Genomic DNA, 17203 nt, shown 5'->3' with positions numbered 1-17203 from the left:
AACCATTTAGGGCGTTTTTAGATCGGAAAATACAATGCTAAAGGCCCCGGCCAAATCCCCCAGCTTGGTGCCTTCTTTAATGGCGCCAGTAATATCGCGGCTGCCTTTGGGGCCTCCATGGCAGCTTAAGCATACCGAGGTATGGTAGATAGGCATCATCCAACGATAGCCAGTGGCGGTATGTTCGCTGTAATTTTCTTCTGCCTGCCAGTTGGCCTGGCGAAACTTATCACTGAATACCAAACTTTCCCAGCTGTCGGCCGCATTGGCTTGGCTGCGCAATAAATCATTGGGTGCAGTAAATTTAAAATTCCAGCGTGATGAGCGACTGGAAAATTCTCTGGCCACCATACGTACAAAAATTGCCGTAATGAAGCCCTTAAAACCTAAACCTTTGCGGTTTATAACTGGCGCCATCTTTTGCATGATGCTATTGGTTGCTTGAAACAAATCTAATTGAGCCGACAATAAGTCTGGATTGCTCGATAAGACAAAGTCCTTACCCGTTAATTCTCGATACTCTTTTTTTGCATGCTCAACCATTTTGGCCCCAGTTAAGCCTTTGTCTCCAATCTCTGGGTCGTTGATATGTCCTTGCAGTTTAAAAATACTCACCTTAAATGCCATAAATAAATCGGCAAACTCTTTGGCCATAGCGGCCTTTTGCTCGGAGGAATAGTCCGTAGCGTGGCTGTTGATAGCTGTGCTCGCTAAGATCAGTAAACTGATTGTCATGACAGTTTTTATAATTCTCATTGTTTTGTCTATTCTGTCGGTTGTGTGGGCGAATTGGTCAATCTTTAACTAAAGTATAAGACAGGAGTTGTCTAAATAAAGCAGAGGGTGGAGATTGTAATAATCTTCACGATGAGTGGTAAATATGACTAATTTACACGGTGGCGTAAGCCTAAAGAGTAAGGTCTATGCTTTGGTGTCCTTGCTGATTCTTATCATGGTGACAACGGTAAGTTTGATTTATTTTAAGGTTATGTCGAGTTCTGGACAGCTGGACAATTTATTAGTATCAAACAGTGAAATCCGAAAAATATCCGAGCTTAGGTTTCAAGTAGAGGAATTAAAATATTGGTTAAGCAATTATTCAAGAACTTATCTTTCTGAGTCGAAACATAAATCTGAATCGCGACGCCAGGCTATTGAAGAAAGCTTGATTGGCCTGCAAGATCGGTATCCGGAGTTTGCCCGAGAAACGAAGGCCAATATTGACGACTATTACGGACATATGGTTGAGGCGACTGACTTTTATATTCAAGATTTGCTGTTGTTGGGCAATAGTCGTATTAGGCAAGCTTTTGAGGTTTCCGAGCAGCTCAATCTACAGATTGATAATATGTATTTCTCTGTTGTTGATAGAGTGGATAGCTCGACGGCAGCCGCAAAATCAGACAATGTCTTTATCATGTCGTTTATCCCCATTGCTCTTATTTTATCTACTGTCATTGCCAGTCTTATTGCCTATTTATTCGCCTCGCACCTGACCAATCCAATAGACTATTTATGCCGAAGAATCGAAGAGATAAGAGAAAACTTTGATCTCTCCCATAGAATTGATAAGGATTGTCAGCACCAAGAGCTAAATAAAATGGCTATGGCCTTTAATGATCTTTTTGAAGAGCTTCGATCTATTCAAGGAGAGTTGGTCGAATCGGCGAAGATGGCTGCCCTAGGGCAGCTAGTGGCTGGTGTGGCGCATGAGCTTAATACTCCTATAGGAGTATGCATCACCGCTAACTCAACTTTGAAAGAAAACACTGACAAGGTTAATAAGAAATTAGAGCAGGAAAGCTTGTCTCTCGAGGATTTGCAAAAATATATTGCCCGCAGCGATAATTTGAGTAGCTTATTGAAGCGGAATCTAGAGCGCAGTGCTAATCTGGTGGCGAGCTTTAAGGAAGTGGCAGTAGAACAAAATAGAAATGAAGTGAGAGAGTTCGATTTACACGCAGCGCTTTGGGATATCATTACCTCCTTCGACCATCAATTGAACGAGCATCATGTCGACATTACCTTAAACTGCCCCGAAGACATCACCTTAAAAAGCGATCTAGGGGGGCTGTACTCAATTATTACCAATCTACTGCTAAATACTATAAATCATGCCTTTAAAGACAAAGAGGCAGGTTGTATCGTTTTGGATGTTGAGTCGGCTGATCGGGATAAAGTGAAATTTACTTTCAGTGATGATGGCCGTGGCATGGGCGAGGATGAATTGTCACAGATTTTTACACCATTCTATACAACGACTCAGAATTCTGGGGGAACTGGGCTTGGTCTTTCCATTGTTTATAACACGGTTTCCAAAATGAAAGGCGATATTAGTTGCGAAAGCACAGTAGGGGTTGGGACGTCTTTTCACTTCGAGGTGGAGAACCAAGAGCTAGCCGAAGCTAGCTAATCGTTTTTAATGTTTCATGCTGTTTGATTTGGGCTTTCGATTGTTACTCTGAATCCTGGACGGTAACTACGGCATCCATGGTGATACCAATTAGCACGATAAAATAGCTTAGAATCTTTAAACTGTGGGCAATATTAAAGTGGTTATCAAAAAGTTGTTCTGAGCCGAAAGCCATATGCAACTGTGTCGCGATGTTGGGAATGACACTGAGAATCAAGGCGTAGCGAAATACGCTTTCCTTAGCATTGTGCCAGCTCCAAAATAGAATTCCACTGATAGAGAATAGTAGCAGCGGCAGTACGTCAAATGGTCGGCTGATCAATCCTTCAGTAAATGTGGTTTTGGGTAGGTTCGAGCTCATGGCCGCTGAGTTTACTACGACATAAGCTATCAAAATGAAAACTAAAATGATGGCGATAAGGAATGCACTGTGCTTCCAATGCTGCCCTTCAGTGGGTTTCTTAAGGCTTAATAGCCATATGCATAAAATGCTACCCACTAGAATAATTGCACCGTTGAACATACGGGATAGTGCCCAGGTGAAAGGGATAAAATCGCTGTTTTCGGCCTTGGCTTCAATGATTCTCATTGCAGCTAGTGTGTGAAAAGCATCGGTAAAACCGGCGCACAGCAGGGCCGTGCCGATAATGGGGATGGTGATATCTTTGTGAAAGTGGTAATGCAGCAAACTGATGATCATCACTAGCAGAGCGATGGTAACGGCACTCCACTCCAATAGAGCGTGAACTAGGCCGCCTCGTAATGACAAGAAGCTTTTTTCTATATCGGCCAATTCGTTGTCCTGAGATTGAATGCCGGGGGTTGCGAAGTCGATCCCGAGAATAGATGCCAAAAAGGGCAAAAAGCAAACGGCGAAAACCGCAGTAAATAACATTCCTTTGACGTTTTTTGTGTCCTGTTTAGACATATTTTACACCCAAATTGTTGCTTATATTTTCAGTGTAGATGTTCCTGTCGCGGGCGCCAGTCAAGGCGTAGGCAAAGTGGTTAACTTGGAATTTTGATCTGCGGTTTTAGCTTTAGCGATTAAAGTCTGGGGGGGGTATTGCTATTGCGATGAGCAGCCCTGCGAATGGATAAACAAGCAGTCAGGCGAGGGGGCTGAGCTAAAAGTGAGGCACGCAGCGATCTAAAGGTTTGTTTTAGATCGCTGTGAAATAAAATCTAAGGACGTTTTGATATCGCATCTAATGCGGCAACTCGATAGGCTTCGGCCAGAGTCGGGAAGTTGAAAATACTGTCTACCATCGCATCAACTTCCATCTCATTCACGATGGCCATCATACCGATGTGGACGAGTTCGGTAGCACCTTCGCCAACAATCATAGTGCCGACAATTTTTTCGCCTTTGTCGTCACAGATCAGCTTCAGCATACCGTGGGTGTTGCCGGAGATTTGTCCGCGTGCGATTTCATCAAAATTGGCACGGCCGACAACAGAGCCACCGTATTTTTTAATGGCTTGCGCTTCATTAAGTCCAACCGCCGATAACTCAGGAATTGCATAGATGCCTGAAGGAATCATATCGTTCATATTACTGACATCGATATCCAAGGCACGGCTAGCGGCACGACGTCCTTGCTCCATTGATGAGGAAGCCAAGGAAGGTGGGCCGATAATGTCACCGGCGGCAAAAATGTTGGGCACGGATGTGCGCATATCTTCATCGACAGTGATAAGGCCACGTTCATTTAAACTCAAGCCTGCATTGTCGATATTCAAATTCTTAACGTTGGCGATACGGCCGGCCGCGCAAAGCAATTTCTGGCTACGTACAATCGTACCGTCACTGCATTCTGTGGTGACTTCTGAAATACCATCCCAGCTGACATGTTCAACTTCACAGTCGCCGATCCAAGTACCACCCATTTCTTCGAATACTTTTACAAAGGTATCGCAAAGATCATGATCAAGAAAACCCAATGGCTTAGGGTATTTGTCGATCATGGTGACTTTTACACCCAAAGCTTGAAAGATCGAGGCGTATTCACTGGCAATCACGCCTCCGCCTAATACGGTTAAGCTTTTGGGCAAATAAAGTAAGGATAATATTGAATCACTATCGAGCACATTTTCGTGATCGATTGGCATATTCGGCGGATTTCTAGGATAAGAACCCGTCGCTAATACCACGGTTTTACTGCGCACAGTAAGAGGCTCAGCCTGAACTCTATCGATACGGATAGTTTCATTGTCGATAAAGCTGGCGCGGCCTTTAATGCGACCAATACCATTGCGATCAATCTGTCGCGACATATACATATCATGTGCCACCAGGACATCGTTTAAGCGAGTGATTAAGGTGGACATTTCAACATCTTCGGTAAGCTCAAAATCAGCTAGGGCTGCATTTTGTCGCATGTGGCTTACACGCAAGGCGTTTTCACGCAGAGTCTTTGAAGGAATGGTACCGCGGTGCACACAGGCACCGCCAAAGAGATTGTCTCGCTCTACCAGAGCTACACGTTTGCCTGCCTTGGCAGCTTGAATGGCGGCTTTCTGTCCTGCTGGGCCGCTACCCACGACCAGCATGTCATAGTCGTAGGTATTACTCATTTTGACATCTCCTCCATGCTGGATTTCACAAGATCTGTTTTATCCAGCAACTCTTCAATCTCATCGTTATACAAATTGAGATCGCCCAATACTTCAAGTTCGAAGAGTTGGCCGCGGCTCATTTCTTCGGGTTTGAGCATATGTGTTGCGAAAGCCGCTGCTGCTTTGGCGTTGGCTATTTGCCCTGTAGCGTTTGGCGCCGCTTGGTAATCGTAAAAGTATTCAACCACTTCTTTGATCAACTCTGGCATGCCCCAAGTATCAAGTACTTGAATGGCGATTTTTTGGTGGTAGGCATCTTCAACCTTAAGCACTTCTTCTTCCTGCATTTGCAGGCCTTTCTTTTGGCTTAAATCCAAAATGGTTTGCACGGCAACAGGGCGACCAATTGAATGCAGCAGGGCGCATAGGAAACTGGTTTCTACGTTGCGACGACAAGTGCGTGAAATCTCTTTTGCCCATAACGCTGAGGCGAGGGCGTGTTGCCAAATATAGGCGATGTGTTGTTCGAAACCTGGGGTGTGAAACATTTTAGTGCCGATAGACGCGGCAACAGCAATCTCACTAATCAAACCCATGCCCAAGCGGGCGATGGCTTGCTGCAATGACACGAGAGAGGCATTTGGAGTATACGCAGCCGAGTTGGCAATTCGCATAACGTGACCGGCCAAGGATTGATCGCCGGTAATCAGCTGTGCCATTTGATTGGCGTCAGAATCCGGATCTTGGGCTAGGGTCACGGCCTTATTTGCCACTTCGGGCAACATCGGCACTTCAATATTTTCCTCTTTGATCAGAGTTTCGAGCAGGGGCGTCAAAATCTGAGTTTTTACATCCATTTTTATAACCTGTGACATAGTATTGGCTTTGCTGGGCATAAACGGTGGCTCGTGTTTAAGTGTAGTCCAGTCCTCAGAAAAGACAGGTGCAAAAACTGGCTCTTTTCAGAAGGATTGCAGCGTATGGCCTAGGTATCGGCCATTTCATCCGCTACTTAAGGGAAAATGGGGAATAATTTTGCTAAGAAAAGGCTTGAGTTGCTGCTTTGGCTAGGAAATACCAGTTCAGCTGGAACAACTCAAACACAGGCCTTTATCGCTGTCTGTAGGGGAGAGGTCAAAACCAAGGTCGTCTTGATGGCGTTTGAAGGGTTGTTGGATACATTGAAACAGGTTTTCCATCGGGCCATCGTTACCATTTTGAGAGGCTTCAATGACGGCTTGCAGGTGGTGAGTTCTAGGCAGGTATAGCGGATTATAACTGTCCATTTTATGAGCGCTTTCATTAGGACATTGCTGTTTAATTCTTTGTTGGTAGCTATGCAGCCATTGCTCGGCCTTGTCGTTGCTCGCTAGGGTTTCAAATTGATCTGGCCACGCACCATCTCTTAGCCAGGACGCTAGGGCGCGAAAGCTTAAGTTGTAGTCCAGTTTCTGTTCGCTTAAAAGTTGTAGCCATTGCTGCACCAACGCAACATCAGCTTCTCGAACAGAGTCTAAGCCCAGGCGTCGATTCAAGCTTTCTTGATAGTGATTGGCCAATTGCTTTTGATAAGCCATCAAGCTCTCTCGAAGCTGGTCTTGATCCATTAAAGTTGAGAGCGCATGTGCCAGGGCGTTAAGGTTCCATAACCCGATATTGGGCTGTTGTTCAAAACTGTAGCGGCCGTGGTGGTCGGAGTGATTACAAATAAATTTAGGGTCGTAATCGTCGAGAAAGGCGTAGGGGCCAAAATCGAAAGTCTCTCCAATAATTGACATATTGTCGGTATTCATAACGCCGTGGTTAAAACCAAAGGATTGCCACAAGGCGATCATTTTGGCGGTATTAGCTACGGCCATATCGAGTAGCGCTTGGTAATCTCCTGGCGCCGCTCCGGGTAGGTAGCGATGCAAGCAGTAATCAGCCAGCTCTTGCAGCTGTGGGTATTTTCGTTGGTAGAAAAACTCTTCGAAAGAGCCAAAGCGGATATGACTTTTAGCAACGCGAATAACAGTGGCCGCTTGTTCAGGAGTTTCGCGCATCACGCTGTCTTGGCTACTAGCAAGGCAAAGGCTGCGAGTACTAGCAATGCCCAGCGCCGTGAGGCTTTCGCCAATAAAGTGTTCCCTTAGGCTAGAGCGCCATACGGCGCGGCCATCGCCAAAACGAGAGAAGGGCGTTTGGCCAGCGCCTTTAAGGTGCCAGTCCCAAAGTTCACCACTGGAGTCTTGCCATTCACCTAATAGTAGGCCTCGGCCATCGCCCAGTTGCGGATTAAAAACGCCAAATTGGTGGCCAGAATATTTCATCGCCAGGCCTTGGCAGTTGGCCGAAGCGATAAGCTGAAGATTGGCTGGCGTTTTAATGTGATCACGCAGACCTAGCTGCTCTACCAGTGCCCAGTTGATGTGACGAACATGGCTACCGGCTAGTGGTGTAGCTTTAACCGGGCGGGCGAAGTCATGGCCTAAGCGGGCGAAATCTTGTTTTAGTTGGTCGAGCATAAGAAAGGGCCTGGAGGTTCACTACAGGCCCTATTAAATCATAGCGTTGAAGTGCGTGCCGCTAGTTTAATCGGGCAGACGATAAACTATGGGTAATGTGAAGCGGAATTCTTCTTGGTTCATTGTTTCTGGCATCGGTGGGAAAGGTGATGCCGCTTCAATAGCCTTTTGTGAAGCGCGGTTTAAGGTGGCGTACTTGGAAGGCTCGATCACTTGGAAGTCTCGCACTTCACCGTTGCGATCGATCACCAATTCAACTTGCACGCTGCCTTGCTGTTCACGAACGATAGCGCGCTTCGGGTAATTAACGTGCTGGTAGGCCCACTTAACGAGCTTTGAGTGATACAGCTGGCGATTGAGAAGCGCCTCAGCGGTTAGCTCTGCGGCAATATCTTCCTCGCCGTCTAGCTCTTCTTCATCTAGGTCATCTGCGCTAATAATAGCCTGCTCTTGAGCGGCTAGTGCAGGCTCTGGCTCCGGTTGTTCTTCTTCCGGAGCGCCAGTGCCAAGCTGAATATTAGGCTTTTCAATTTGCGGCTGAGCAATAACGGCTTCTGCTGCGGGAGTAAGGCTTGGAGCAGTATCTTCCGCGGCTCTTGGCTCGGGTGTTTCGGGCTCAGGCGTGCTGTTATTTTGCGCAATAGTGGCGCTGGTTTGCTGCGTACTAACGGCAGTGGCAGGCGCGGGAGTTTCAGCTCTACTAGGCTGGATAGATTGGGCCAACTGAACGGTGCGCTCAGGATCAGGGTTAAGTGACACGAAGCGGGCGTTGAGGTCTTCGTTAACATTGCCGCCAACCAATAGTTGAGATTTAAAGCTGCTTGAAAAAGGTACCGACCCTAACCAACTATTCAGTAGGGTTTTAAAGAAACCTTGCTGTTCAATTTCACCCAGCTTAATGCCGTTCAGGCTAATTTCGGTAATGCCGCTGCTCTTGCGGTGGATGATAAGGTGATCGCCGGTCCGCAAGGTACGCTTAACCAATTTGGAAAAGGCCACCATGGCATTGGCTTGCTCAGTTAGTACAGAGGGCGGGTTGTTGATTGCCATGCTCTCAATCCACAGCTTTGCCAGGCTGCGCGAGGAGAGGCGTTTGGCGGTAACCCGCATTTCCATTTTTTGTGGCTCAGTGGAGTTTAGGATCGCTGCTGGATCATTGCCTGTCGAGCCTAGGTACAAGCCTGCAAGAAAACGCTCTTTGCCCAATTTGTTGTAGCTGGCAATACCGTTCAAAAGTTGATCGGCTGAGCTGTTAATACTTATCCCCAAACACAAAAGTGAGCTGAGTGCATACACTTTGAGGCGGCATGGTGAGCGAGGAGGCAGAAGCTTGGTCACTGTAGTATCCATTTTATTATTCAATACAGCGGTTTATCGTATCGGTCGAAACGCTGTAATTTATGGGTGGTCATCATTAAATAACGACTTTACTTTAGACGACAAACTGTACTGGTTTTTTCTAGGTATTCAAGGAAATATCGCATGTTTTTAACAGCTAGCTTAAGGACGCTTCGACTGTACACAGTTTCGGCCTGCGGCTTTGGCCAGATACATGGCTTCGTCGGCGAGCTTAATAAGCTGGTCAAAGTCTAGGTTGGCCTCTTGATCGCTGCAGCACAGCCCTAAACTGGCGGAGATTTCCTGGTTTTGTGCGCTATATTTATTGCTGTCGATCTTGATATCGCTAATCTTAACGCGAATCCGCTCTGCAACAGTAACGGCTTCGCTCAATAGGGTATTGGGTAGTAACAGAAGAAACTCTTCGCCACCAAAGCGCCCGACAATATCACTCGGACGACATTCTTCACTGCAGACCTTGGCGATCTGTACCAGCACCTGATCGCCCGTGCTGTGGCCATAAACATCGTTTATCCGCTTGAAATGATCTACATCCAGCATAATGGCGGCAAAACTACCGGCCCCGTTATTACTTCTATTGAGCAAACGTTTACCGAGGCGATAGAGATAGCGCCGATTATAGAGTGAGGTTAAATGATCGATATGGGCCAGCTCTTGTAAGCGGTGTTTATGTCGACGCTCACGAATCAAAGCGATGGCAAGCACTATTGCTGAAAGTAATAACATGCCAAATGAGGTGTGAATTTGTATATTTGAGGCGGCTTTCTCTCCTTGTGCAATAACGGCTGTACCATTTGATGCCAAGCATTGTTGACTCAGAATAGAGGGTGGCCACCGGTTGGCAGTGTGTATTGGTCGATCATGCTGGGTCTCTGTTGGCTTAACACAGCCCAGCAAGACCATTAAAAACAGTATTTTCACCCTAAGTATCCATGTCTTATGCGAGCTGAGGAGCCAGCCACTTATGACGGCCGTTTATGACCATAAGCGCCCTAGGGTACCCAGGCTCAAATCTCGAGGCCTGCGCTATAGATGATTACACCCTGGGACTCTTGGCCTTAAGCTCCAAAAATCCATTTACTAGTTGTGGTCGAATAGGCGAACACAGTAGTTATTGTTAGGCAGCTTAAGTGGTTGATTTTTTTACCGTTTGCCTAAACTTTTTAAGGTCACTCTATCGTTGAGTCTGCTTCGCACCATAGCACCAACTTACACTTATAGGTAAGAGTTATGTTGAAAGAAGTGACGAGCAATTATTATTGCGCCAATAACATTGGGTTATGTGTGCATTTGGAGGACAGAAGAAAGCTTGCCATGTGCCGCCGGTAAAGGGAAAATATCGCCCCCTTGGGCAGCAAGACCCAAGCCAAATAGCAAGCAACTGCCCGGCAACCTACAAGCAAAAATAGGGCAGTGCCAAATACCATAGTAGCGAGTAGCAGTGAGTTCTTTATGCCCAGCACGCCAAATTCCGAATTTATAACCGCGCCTAGCGATCAGCGCCGTCAGCAGGTGGCCGAACAACTACGAGCATTTATCGATGCCGATAAGGTTCGTATCGATGAAGAGTCCTTACAAGGGCATGGCTGCGACTGGACAAAGCTCTACAAGGTTAACCCTTTAGCGATTGTGTTTCCTAAGTCTGTTGAGCAGGTTCAGCAACTGGTTCGTTTTGCGTGTGATGAGAAAATCGCCTTGGTGCCTTCTGGTGGTCGTACCGGACTAAGTGGCGGTGCCGTTGCGAGTCAGGGCGAAATCGTTGTGTCATTTGATTATATGAATCAAATGTCAGATTTTAACGCTGTTGACCGTACCGTGGTTTGTCAGCCGGGTGTCATTACCCAGCAGTTGCAGGATTTTGCCGAAGAGCAGGGTTTGTATTACCCAGTGGATTTTGCTTCTGCAGGCTCCAGTCAAATTGCCGGTAATATTGCCACTAATGCGGGCGGTATCAAGGTGATCAAGTACGGCATGACCCGAGACTGGGTTGCCGGTATGAAGGTGGTGACGGGTACGGGTGAGCTGATTGATCTGAACAAAAACCTGCTTAAGAACAATACTGGTTATGACCTACGTCATTTGTTTGCTGGCTCTGAAGGTACTCTTGGCCTTATCGTAGAAGCCACTATGCGTTTAACTCAGCCACCGAAAGATCTTTCGGTCTTAGTGCTGGGTGTGTCGGAAATGTCCGCTATTATGGAGATCTTGCGCGCTTTTCAAAATCGCATGCCTTTAACTGCTTTTGAGTTCTTTTCCGAGTCTGGCTGTAAGCTAACCACAGCCCACGGTTTGCAGCGCCCATTTGAATCTGAAACTCCATTTTATGTACTGATTGAATACGAAAATCAATCTGAACAGGATGCCGAAACGGCCATGGAAGTATTTGAATACTGCATGGAACAAGGCTGGGTACTCGATGGTGTTATTTCCCAGAGTGAATCCCAAGCGGAGAATCTATGGGCATTGCGTGAAAACCTTGGCGAATGCTGTGCGCCTTTTACCCCTTATAAAAATGATATTTCGGTTACCACCTCACAGGTACCGGGCTTCTTAGAGGATATTGATGCGGTTGTCAGCCAAGCTTATCCAGATTTTACCTTGGTATGGTGGGGCCATATTGGAGACGGCAATTTGCACCTTAATATTCTCAAGCCTGAAGATATGGCGAAAGAAGAGTTCTTTGAAAAGTGCCAAGCAGTAAATAAGCAGGTCTTTGAAATTGTTGAGAACTATCAAGGTTCTATTTCGGCAGAGCATGGTGTTGGCTTGGTGAAACGAGATTATATTCAATACACGCGTAGTGATGCCGATGTTGCCCTGATGCAAGGCATTAAAGCCGTGTTTGACCCTGATAACATCATGAACCCTGGAAAGATATTTAATTCCTAATCAAAAATAGAGCATTGGTAGCATGCTGGTGCTCTAAGCCTCCCTTTTATGGATATTGAGTTTAGCCAAGATAAATCACGTTTAGACGTGAGCAAGATCCATAGCTTTTTATGTGAGCAAAGTACTTGGGCTAAAGGGATTTCCCTAGAAACCGTTCAAACTTCTATTGATCACTCTTTGTGCTTTGCCGCTTTTAAAAACGGCGAGCAGATTGCCTTTTGCCGAGTTATTAGCGATATGGCGACCTTTGCGAACTTGGTCGATGTGATTGTCTGGCCAGATTATCGACGACAAGGTATAGCGGCGGCATTGCTAGAGCAAGTCTTCGAGCATCCATCTTTAAAGCAGCTTCGTCGATTTACCCTGGCGACATCAAATGCCCATGGCCTTTATGAAAAATTCGGTTTTACGTCTTTGGTCAAACCGGAGACCTTTATGGAGCGCTATCAGAACGATATTTATAATAAGAGATAATCTTCTAGGGAAAGTATCGCTTATTACTACCGCCCGTGTCGTAAGTTAATACAGTCGTATTTCGAATTTACAAGGTTTACTTCTATCGCTAGTTTCCACCTCGTAATCTATTGCAAAGACGAGGTACATATGAAACGGATCAATACTCTTTTAATGCTTGCTTTATTGACTTCACCTATTGCGGCGTGTGCAAGTGAGTCTGTGAATCATAGCGGGCAGGCCAGTAAGCACAGCGTGATGGCGGTGGGACATAGCTTGCATTCTGGTGTAAAAGTAGCCTCTACAGCCGTTGCAGCGCCAGTGGCAATTGTTGGGAGTGCTAGCGTGGCTGCTGGCAGCGTCTTGACAGAATCGGCAAAATCTATTTCTTATAAATCCCATGGAGTTAAGTCTAAAAAGGCCAAAGGCAAAGCTGCACTCGAAGTGAGCGAGACTACCGTCACCGTTGGGCCTACTCCCAATCAAGCCATTCAGCGATCCAGTCAATAGCTAAAATTGATGTTAGCAAAGGAAGGAGTTGAGCTATGGTGCCTTATCGTATGTTTTTCTCGTTGCTATTTATCATGCTTTGTTCTTCCTATGCTGTGGCTGGGAGTCGAGCGGATGTAGTGGCTAAATATGAGCCAAAGAGAATTGCTCAATTTGCTAAGCGGGTTGAAAAATATGCTGCGGCTCGTGGTGCAAGAGCTTTCATTATTGCCAGGCTTGGGCGCCCAGAAGATGAATTGCCTAAAGGCGTGCGCTACACCCATACCGCAGTGGCGATCTACTCAAACATCAAGCTAAGCAATGGTGAGGAGGTAAAGGGTTACGCGATTCATAATTTGTATCAACTGCCTACGCAGCCAGAACGTAGCTATTTGCTGACAGATTATCCGATGGATTTCTTTTGGGGAGCGCAGGAATTGAAAGCAGGCATAGTGATTCCTAGTGAAGAAATTCAGTCTCGTCTTATTGATTTAATCGACAGCGGTGCAAGTAAAAGCTTGCACAACCCCAAATACTCCCTGATTTCTAATCCGCTTACTCAGCAATACCAAAACTGTACAGAGTACACCTTGGATTTGCTTAACGCCGCCATTTATCAAACGACGGATATCGATCAGTTAAAGGCTAATACTAGTGCTTATTTTGAACCCCAAAAGTTGCGCATGAGTCGATTAAAGATATCTCTAGGTGCCTTATTTCGTAAGGAGATTGTAACGAAGGATCATAACGGGCGCCCTAGAATGGCGACATTTGGTAGTATCGAGCGCTATTTGCAGCGCTATGATTTGGTCCAGCACTCAACTACTTTGCAAGAGAGTGCGTAGTCGCGGGTTCGGAGAAATGATAGTGATTGAAGATGCTGTCTTGATATTGTTGGCGCAGCTGGGGGTGTAGGTTTTCCGGGTACAAATACAGTAAGTAATTCTCTATATAGTCTTCGTTTTGTAGCAAAGTTTCAAAGCTGCTGTTGATATCATTAACCACTTTATTGCCTAAGGCAGAGTTGCTACAAGCGGCATGGCCGATGGGGTAGTATGATTTGAGCTCCTGGATAGGGATAGCGATCAGCTTGTTATCGGGGTGTATTTGATTCCAGCTGTTAATGGCGGTTGGGTATTCAATCGTGTAGTCAATGCGCCCCTTATCGATAAGGGTAAAGAAATCGATGCCGACATTGGAGCTTTCGCGGATAGAAATATTTTGCTGGTACTCTTTAAAAATATCATTGAGCGGGCTACCCATAGAACGAGATGGTACGCTGAGTGACAGCTCACCCGCTTCAAGTAATTCACGTAAGGGAATGACTTTGCCATTGCGGTAAAAGTGGTCTTTAGCTTTTTCGCTGGCCACAATGTGGTGTGGCGTTCCTGTCATATGGGGCTTGGAGTAGATGAGGTGGGGCTTTGGATTTTCGGGTTTTAACATCGACATATGGCAGCTGTTTTTCTGATGCATCAATCTATCCATTCTTGCTTGATTAACCAGTGTTGGCTTTTGGTGTTTGTATTGCGGTAGTCTTTCAATAAATAAGCTGCGTATGCGATCGATTTGGCCTTGATTTTTATTCTCGCCAGAGGCTATCTCATAAGGGGGGAAGTCAAATTGTAGCCATATAATTTCAGGCTTTACGTTATTGCTCTGTGCAAAAACGTAGCTGGATAGGGCTGCAAGTATAAGGGGGATGCACTTTAACATAAGAGCTTAAAAGTAGGGGGATTAAGCTCAGTATAGTCAAAGCTGGGATGTGGCAAGCTATTAGATTTAAATATTTTTTAGTTATGCAGTGAGCGAACTTACTGCATAACTAAGATCTATTTAGAGCTATTTTTACAGCTTGCTTAAATCTGGTAGCTCAGTCATTGGGTTTTCGCGTAACTCTTTTAGCCAGTATAAAGTGCCACCGCATACGGCCGCAGGCAGTACGATAATATTCAGCAGTGGGATCATCGCGCCTAGTGTTCCTAGGCCACCCAAGCCATAAGTGCTGTATTTATTTTTCCAAAGCCTCGCGCGTAAATCCTTAAAACTTACTTTGTGGTTATCAGCAGGGTAATCCACATACTGTACTGAAATTGTCCAGATGGCCCAGGCGAAGCTCAGTATTGGCACCAGTAAATTAAGCAGTGGAATAAAGGATAAAGCCAGCAGGCATAACATAACCGCAAGGCCGCGGGTGATGAAGTACCAGAGTTTGCCCATTTCCCGCCAAATGGTACGGGGAATCATTTGTGAAAGTGGCTCACCTTCAATGGATTCGCCAGTCACCAACTCTTCTACTTTCTCTGCTAGTACTCCGTAAAACGGCGCGGCGATAATATTGGTGAGTAGGCTAAAGCTGTAGCCGTAAATCAATAACACCATCACTACGGCAATACCCACTAAAATATTGGCCAAAAAGCTTAGCCAATCGGGCAAAAAGTCAGTCAGCCATTGAGTGGCGGCGGTAAATTGTGCAAACAGTGCTGCGGTGGTCAGCATAAAGATGACAATATTGACCAATATGGGAATCAATACAAAGATTCTGAGTTTGGGGTGCAGCATTAGGCGGGCGCCATTTAATAGGTAATTGGCGCCGCTTTGTGCATTGTTAATACCGGCTGTAGCAGCTACGGGTGAGTTCATAGGGCTCAAATCCTTAATTCACTAATTCAACTTAGACGAGGAAAGCCGGCAAACAGAGGTATTTATTGTGCGCCGTGTGCCTTTAAGCTGCTAGTGTATTCCGCGGCTTGTTTATGATCGGCAATCAGTTGTAGCAAGCTCTCGCCATCGTTATTGGCGGCGTTGATATCGCGGCCATCGGTAATAAACATATCTAAAAAAGTAGAGAAATTTTCAGCTTTCATGCCGCGATAGGCTTTCTCTAGCAAATGAAAGTCGGCATTGATCCCGGCAGGGGCCTCAAAGTCTAGGAAGGTACGAATGCGGGCATCATCAAAGACTTCGCCCAGTACTTTTTGTTTGTCTTTTTTTAAGCTCATGGCTATTGCTCTCAGTTTTAATTATCTACACGGCATTATTAGCGAGGCCTTGTTTGGCCTCGCGTTAGAACGTTCTTAAAGTAGCTCGTCCAACTTCTTCAATAAGATCTCATTAATCGCTTTAGGGTTGGCTTGGCCCTTGGAAGCTTTCATGATTTGCCCCACAAAGTAGCCCAGCATCTTAGGGCGCTTGTCTGGATCAGCGTTGCGATAGTTATCGACTTGCTTTTGGCTATTGGAAATCACTTCGTCGGCCATTTGCTCAAGTGCGCCAGTGTCTGAAACCTGCTTCAAGCCTCTGGCTTCAATGACAGCATCAGCGCTATCGCCTTCGCCATTCCAGATCCCTTCGAAGACATCTTTAGCAATTTTGCTGGAAATCGTGTCATCTTTAATGCGACTGATCACACCAGCTAGTTGCTCGGCATTTACTTTACTTTGGCTGATGCTCAGCTCTTCAGTATTCAGTTTGCTGGCCAAGTCGCCCATTACCCAGTTGGCAACCAGCTTTGCATCGCCGCAAGCTTTAGTGGCCGCTTCAAAGTAAGCTGCCATAGCCATATCGCCACTTAAAATATCGGCATCGTAGTCGGATAGCTGGTATTCGGCTTTAAAGCGCTCGCAGCGTGCCTCTGGTAGCTCTGGCATATCATTGCGAATGGCATCAATGTACGTATCATCCAGTTCAACCGGTAACAAATCTGGGCAAGGGAAGTAACGGTAATCGTTGGCCTCCTCTTTGCTGCGCATGGAGCGAGCCACTTTGGTATCGCCGTTGTAAAGGCGAGTTTCCTGAACGATTTCGCCGCCGTTTTCAAGCACATCAATTTGACGCTCAACTTCTAGCAAAATGGCTTCTTCCATAAACTTAAAAGAGTTGAGGTTTTTGGTTTCGGTGCGAGTACCAAGTTCTTCTTGGCCTTTCGGGCGTACCGAAACGTTGACGTCAAAACGCATTGAACCTTGTGACATTTCACCGTCACAGATACCCAGCGAGGTAACAATAGAGTGCAGCTTCTTCGCAAAGGCCACCGCTTCTTCGGCGTTGCTCATATCCGGTTCGGATACAATTTCAATCAAGGGGGTGCCAGCGCGGTTCAGGTCGATACCACTCATACCATGGAAATCTTCATGCAAAGATTTACCGGCATCTTCTTCTAAGTGCGCGTGGTGAATGCGAACGGTTTTAGTGCGACCTTCGCTTAAATTTAATTCCACTTGGCCGGCGCCAACGATAGGCTGCTCTAGCTGAGTGGTCTGATAGCCTTTGGGCAAATCAGGGTAAAAATAGTTTTTACGCTCGAAGAAAGAACGCTTGCCAATCTCGGCATCAATCGCCAGGCCAAACATAATGGCGTAGCGATAAGCCTGCTCGTTAACGACTGGTAAGGTACCTGGCATTGCCAAATCAATGGCGCAGGCTTGGGTGTTAGGCTCAGCACCGAAGGCAGTGCTGGCGCCAGAAAAGATTTTGGTCTTAGTGGCCAGCTGCACATGCACTTCTAGGCCAATAACTGTTTCCCATTGCATTATGT

At 46.1% G+C, this 17203-nt stretch carries 16 protein-coding genes; 5 read left to right on the top strand and 11 right to left on the bottom strand.

Going from position 1 to position 17203, the window contains the following annotated elements; genetic code table 11:
• Positions 1-6: 6 nt before the first annotated feature.
• Entirely contained in the window at positions 7-756 is a 750-nt protein-coding gene (locus tag Q1A08_RS12495; protein ID WP_299773379.1) for a DUF3365 domain-containing protein, read from the bottom strand.
• A gap of 124 nt (positions 757-880) precedes the next feature.
• On the opposite strand from Q1A08_RS12495, the gene Q1A08_RS12490 reads away from it, so the two are divergent.
• Entirely contained in the window at positions 881-2413 is a 1533-nt protein-coding gene (locus tag Q1A08_RS12490; protein WP_299773377.1) for a HAMP domain-containing sensor histidine kinase, read from the top strand.
• A 43-nt stretch (positions 2414-2456) separates the two neighbouring features.
• Here Q1A08_RS12490 and Q1A08_RS12485 read toward each other — a convergent pair whose 3' ends face one another.
• From Q1A08_RS12485 to Q1A08_RS12460, 6 genes are all read right to left on the bottom strand, one after another.
• The gene (locus Q1A08_RS12485) at positions 2457-3341 is read right to left on the bottom strand and encodes an MASE3 domain-containing protein (protein ID WP_299773375.1); all 885 of its coding nucleotides are present in this window, start codon (positions 3339-3341) and stop codon (positions 2457-2459) included.
• A 257-nt stretch (positions 3342-3598) separates the two neighbouring features.
• The gene (sthA, locus tag Q1A08_RS12480; protein WP_299773373.1) at positions 3599-4990 is read right to left on the bottom strand and encodes a Si-specific NAD(P)(+) transhydrogenase; all 1392 of its coding nucleotides are present in this window, start codon (positions 4988-4990) and stop codon (positions 3599-3601) included.
• Positions 4987-5847 carry an HDOD domain-containing protein gene (locus Q1A08_RS12475; RefSeq protein WP_299773371.1) on the bottom strand — a complete coding sequence of 287 codons (861 nt, stop codon included), beginning with the start codon at positions 5845-5847 and terminating at the stop codon, positions 4987-4989. The genes sthA and Q1A08_RS12475 overlap by 4 nt, the downstream gene beginning before the upstream one ends.
• Before the next feature lie 207 nt (positions 5848-6054).
• Positions 6055-7476 (bottom strand): protein adenylyltransferase SelO family protein, encoded by a 1422-nt coding sequence (locus tag Q1A08_RS12470; protein WP_299773369.1) that lies wholly within the window; start codon positions 7474-7476, stop codon positions 6055-6057.
• Between the two features lie 66 nt (positions 7477-7542).
• Positions 7543-8814 carry a TonB family protein gene (locus Q1A08_RS12465; RefSeq protein ID WP_299773367.1) on the bottom strand — a complete coding sequence of 424 codons (1272 nt, stop codon included), beginning with the start codon at positions 8812-8814 and terminating at the stop codon, positions 7543-7545.
• A gap of 162 nt (positions 8815-8976) precedes the next feature.
• On the bottom strand, positions 8977-9756 hold the full coding sequence (locus tag Q1A08_RS12460) for a GGDEF domain-containing protein (protein ID WP_299773365.1): 780 nt from the start codon (positions 9754-9756) through the stop codon (positions 8977-8979).
• Between the two features lie 531 nt (positions 9757-10287).
• Here Q1A08_RS12460 and Q1A08_RS12455 point away from each other — a divergent pair.
• From Q1A08_RS12455 to Q1A08_RS12440, 4 genes are all read left to right on the top strand, one after another.
• A complete protein-coding gene (locus tag Q1A08_RS12455) occupies positions 10288-11724 on the top strand; it encodes an FAD-binding oxidoreductase (RefSeq protein ID WP_363323533.1) in 1437 nt (478 codons plus the stop codon).
• A gap of 48 nt (positions 11725-11772) precedes the next feature.
• Entirely contained in the window at positions 11773-12198 is a 426-nt protein-coding gene (locus Q1A08_RS12450; protein WP_299773361.1) for a GNAT family N-acetyltransferase, read from the top strand.
• A 129-nt stretch (positions 12199-12327) separates the two neighbouring features.
• The gene (locus tag Q1A08_RS12445) at positions 12328-12687 is read left to right on the top strand and encodes a hypothetical protein (protein WP_299773360.1); all 360 of its coding nucleotides are present in this window, start codon (positions 12328-12330) and stop codon (positions 12685-12687) included.
• 35 nt (positions 12688-12722) lie between these two features.
• Positions 12723-13511 (top strand): DUF2145 domain-containing protein, encoded by a 789-nt coding sequence (locus Q1A08_RS12440; RefSeq protein ID WP_299773358.1) that lies wholly within the window; start codon positions 12723-12725, stop codon positions 13509-13511.
• On the opposite strand, the gene Q1A08_RS12435 is transcribed toward Q1A08_RS12440, so the two are convergent.
• From Q1A08_RS12435 to gatB, 4 genes are all read right to left on the bottom strand, one after another.
• Positions 13489-14142 (bottom strand): hypothetical protein, encoded by a 654-nt coding sequence (locus Q1A08_RS12435; RefSeq protein ID WP_299773356.1) that lies wholly within the window; start codon positions 14140-14142, stop codon positions 13489-13491. The two genes, Q1A08_RS12440 and Q1A08_RS12435, sit on opposite strands and share 23 nt — an antisense overlap.
• A gap of 372 nt (positions 14143-14514) precedes the next feature.
• Entirely contained in the window at positions 14515-15309 is a 795-nt protein-coding gene (gene cysZ / locus Q1A08_RS12430; protein ID WP_299773354.1) for a sulfate transporter CysZ, read from the bottom strand.
• 62 nt (positions 15310-15371) lie between these two features.
• Positions 15372-15668: a PA4642 family protein gene (locus Q1A08_RS12425; RefSeq protein ID WP_299773352.1), complete on the bottom strand. Its 297-nt coding sequence runs from the start codon at positions 15666-15668 to the stop codon at positions 15372-15374.
• Between the two features lie 75 nt (positions 15669-15743).
• Positions 15744-17198, bottom strand: a complete 1455-nt coding sequence (gatB, locus tag Q1A08_RS12420) for an Asp-tRNA(Asn)/Glu-tRNA(Gln) amidotransferase subunit GatB (RefSeq protein WP_299773350.1) — start codon at positions 17196-17198, stop codon at positions 15744-15746.
• Positions 17199-17203 lie beyond the last annotated feature (5 nt).

The sequence above is a fragment of the uncultured Pseudoteredinibacter sp. genome (assembly GCF_947500695.1).
In the GTDB taxonomy this organism is placed as follows: domain Bacteria; phylum Pseudomonadota; class Gammaproteobacteria; order Pseudomonadales; family Cellvibrionaceae; genus Pseudoteredinibacter.
Note: the sequence above shows the minus strand (reverse complement) of the source record. Positions and strands in the feature narration are given on the sequence as shown.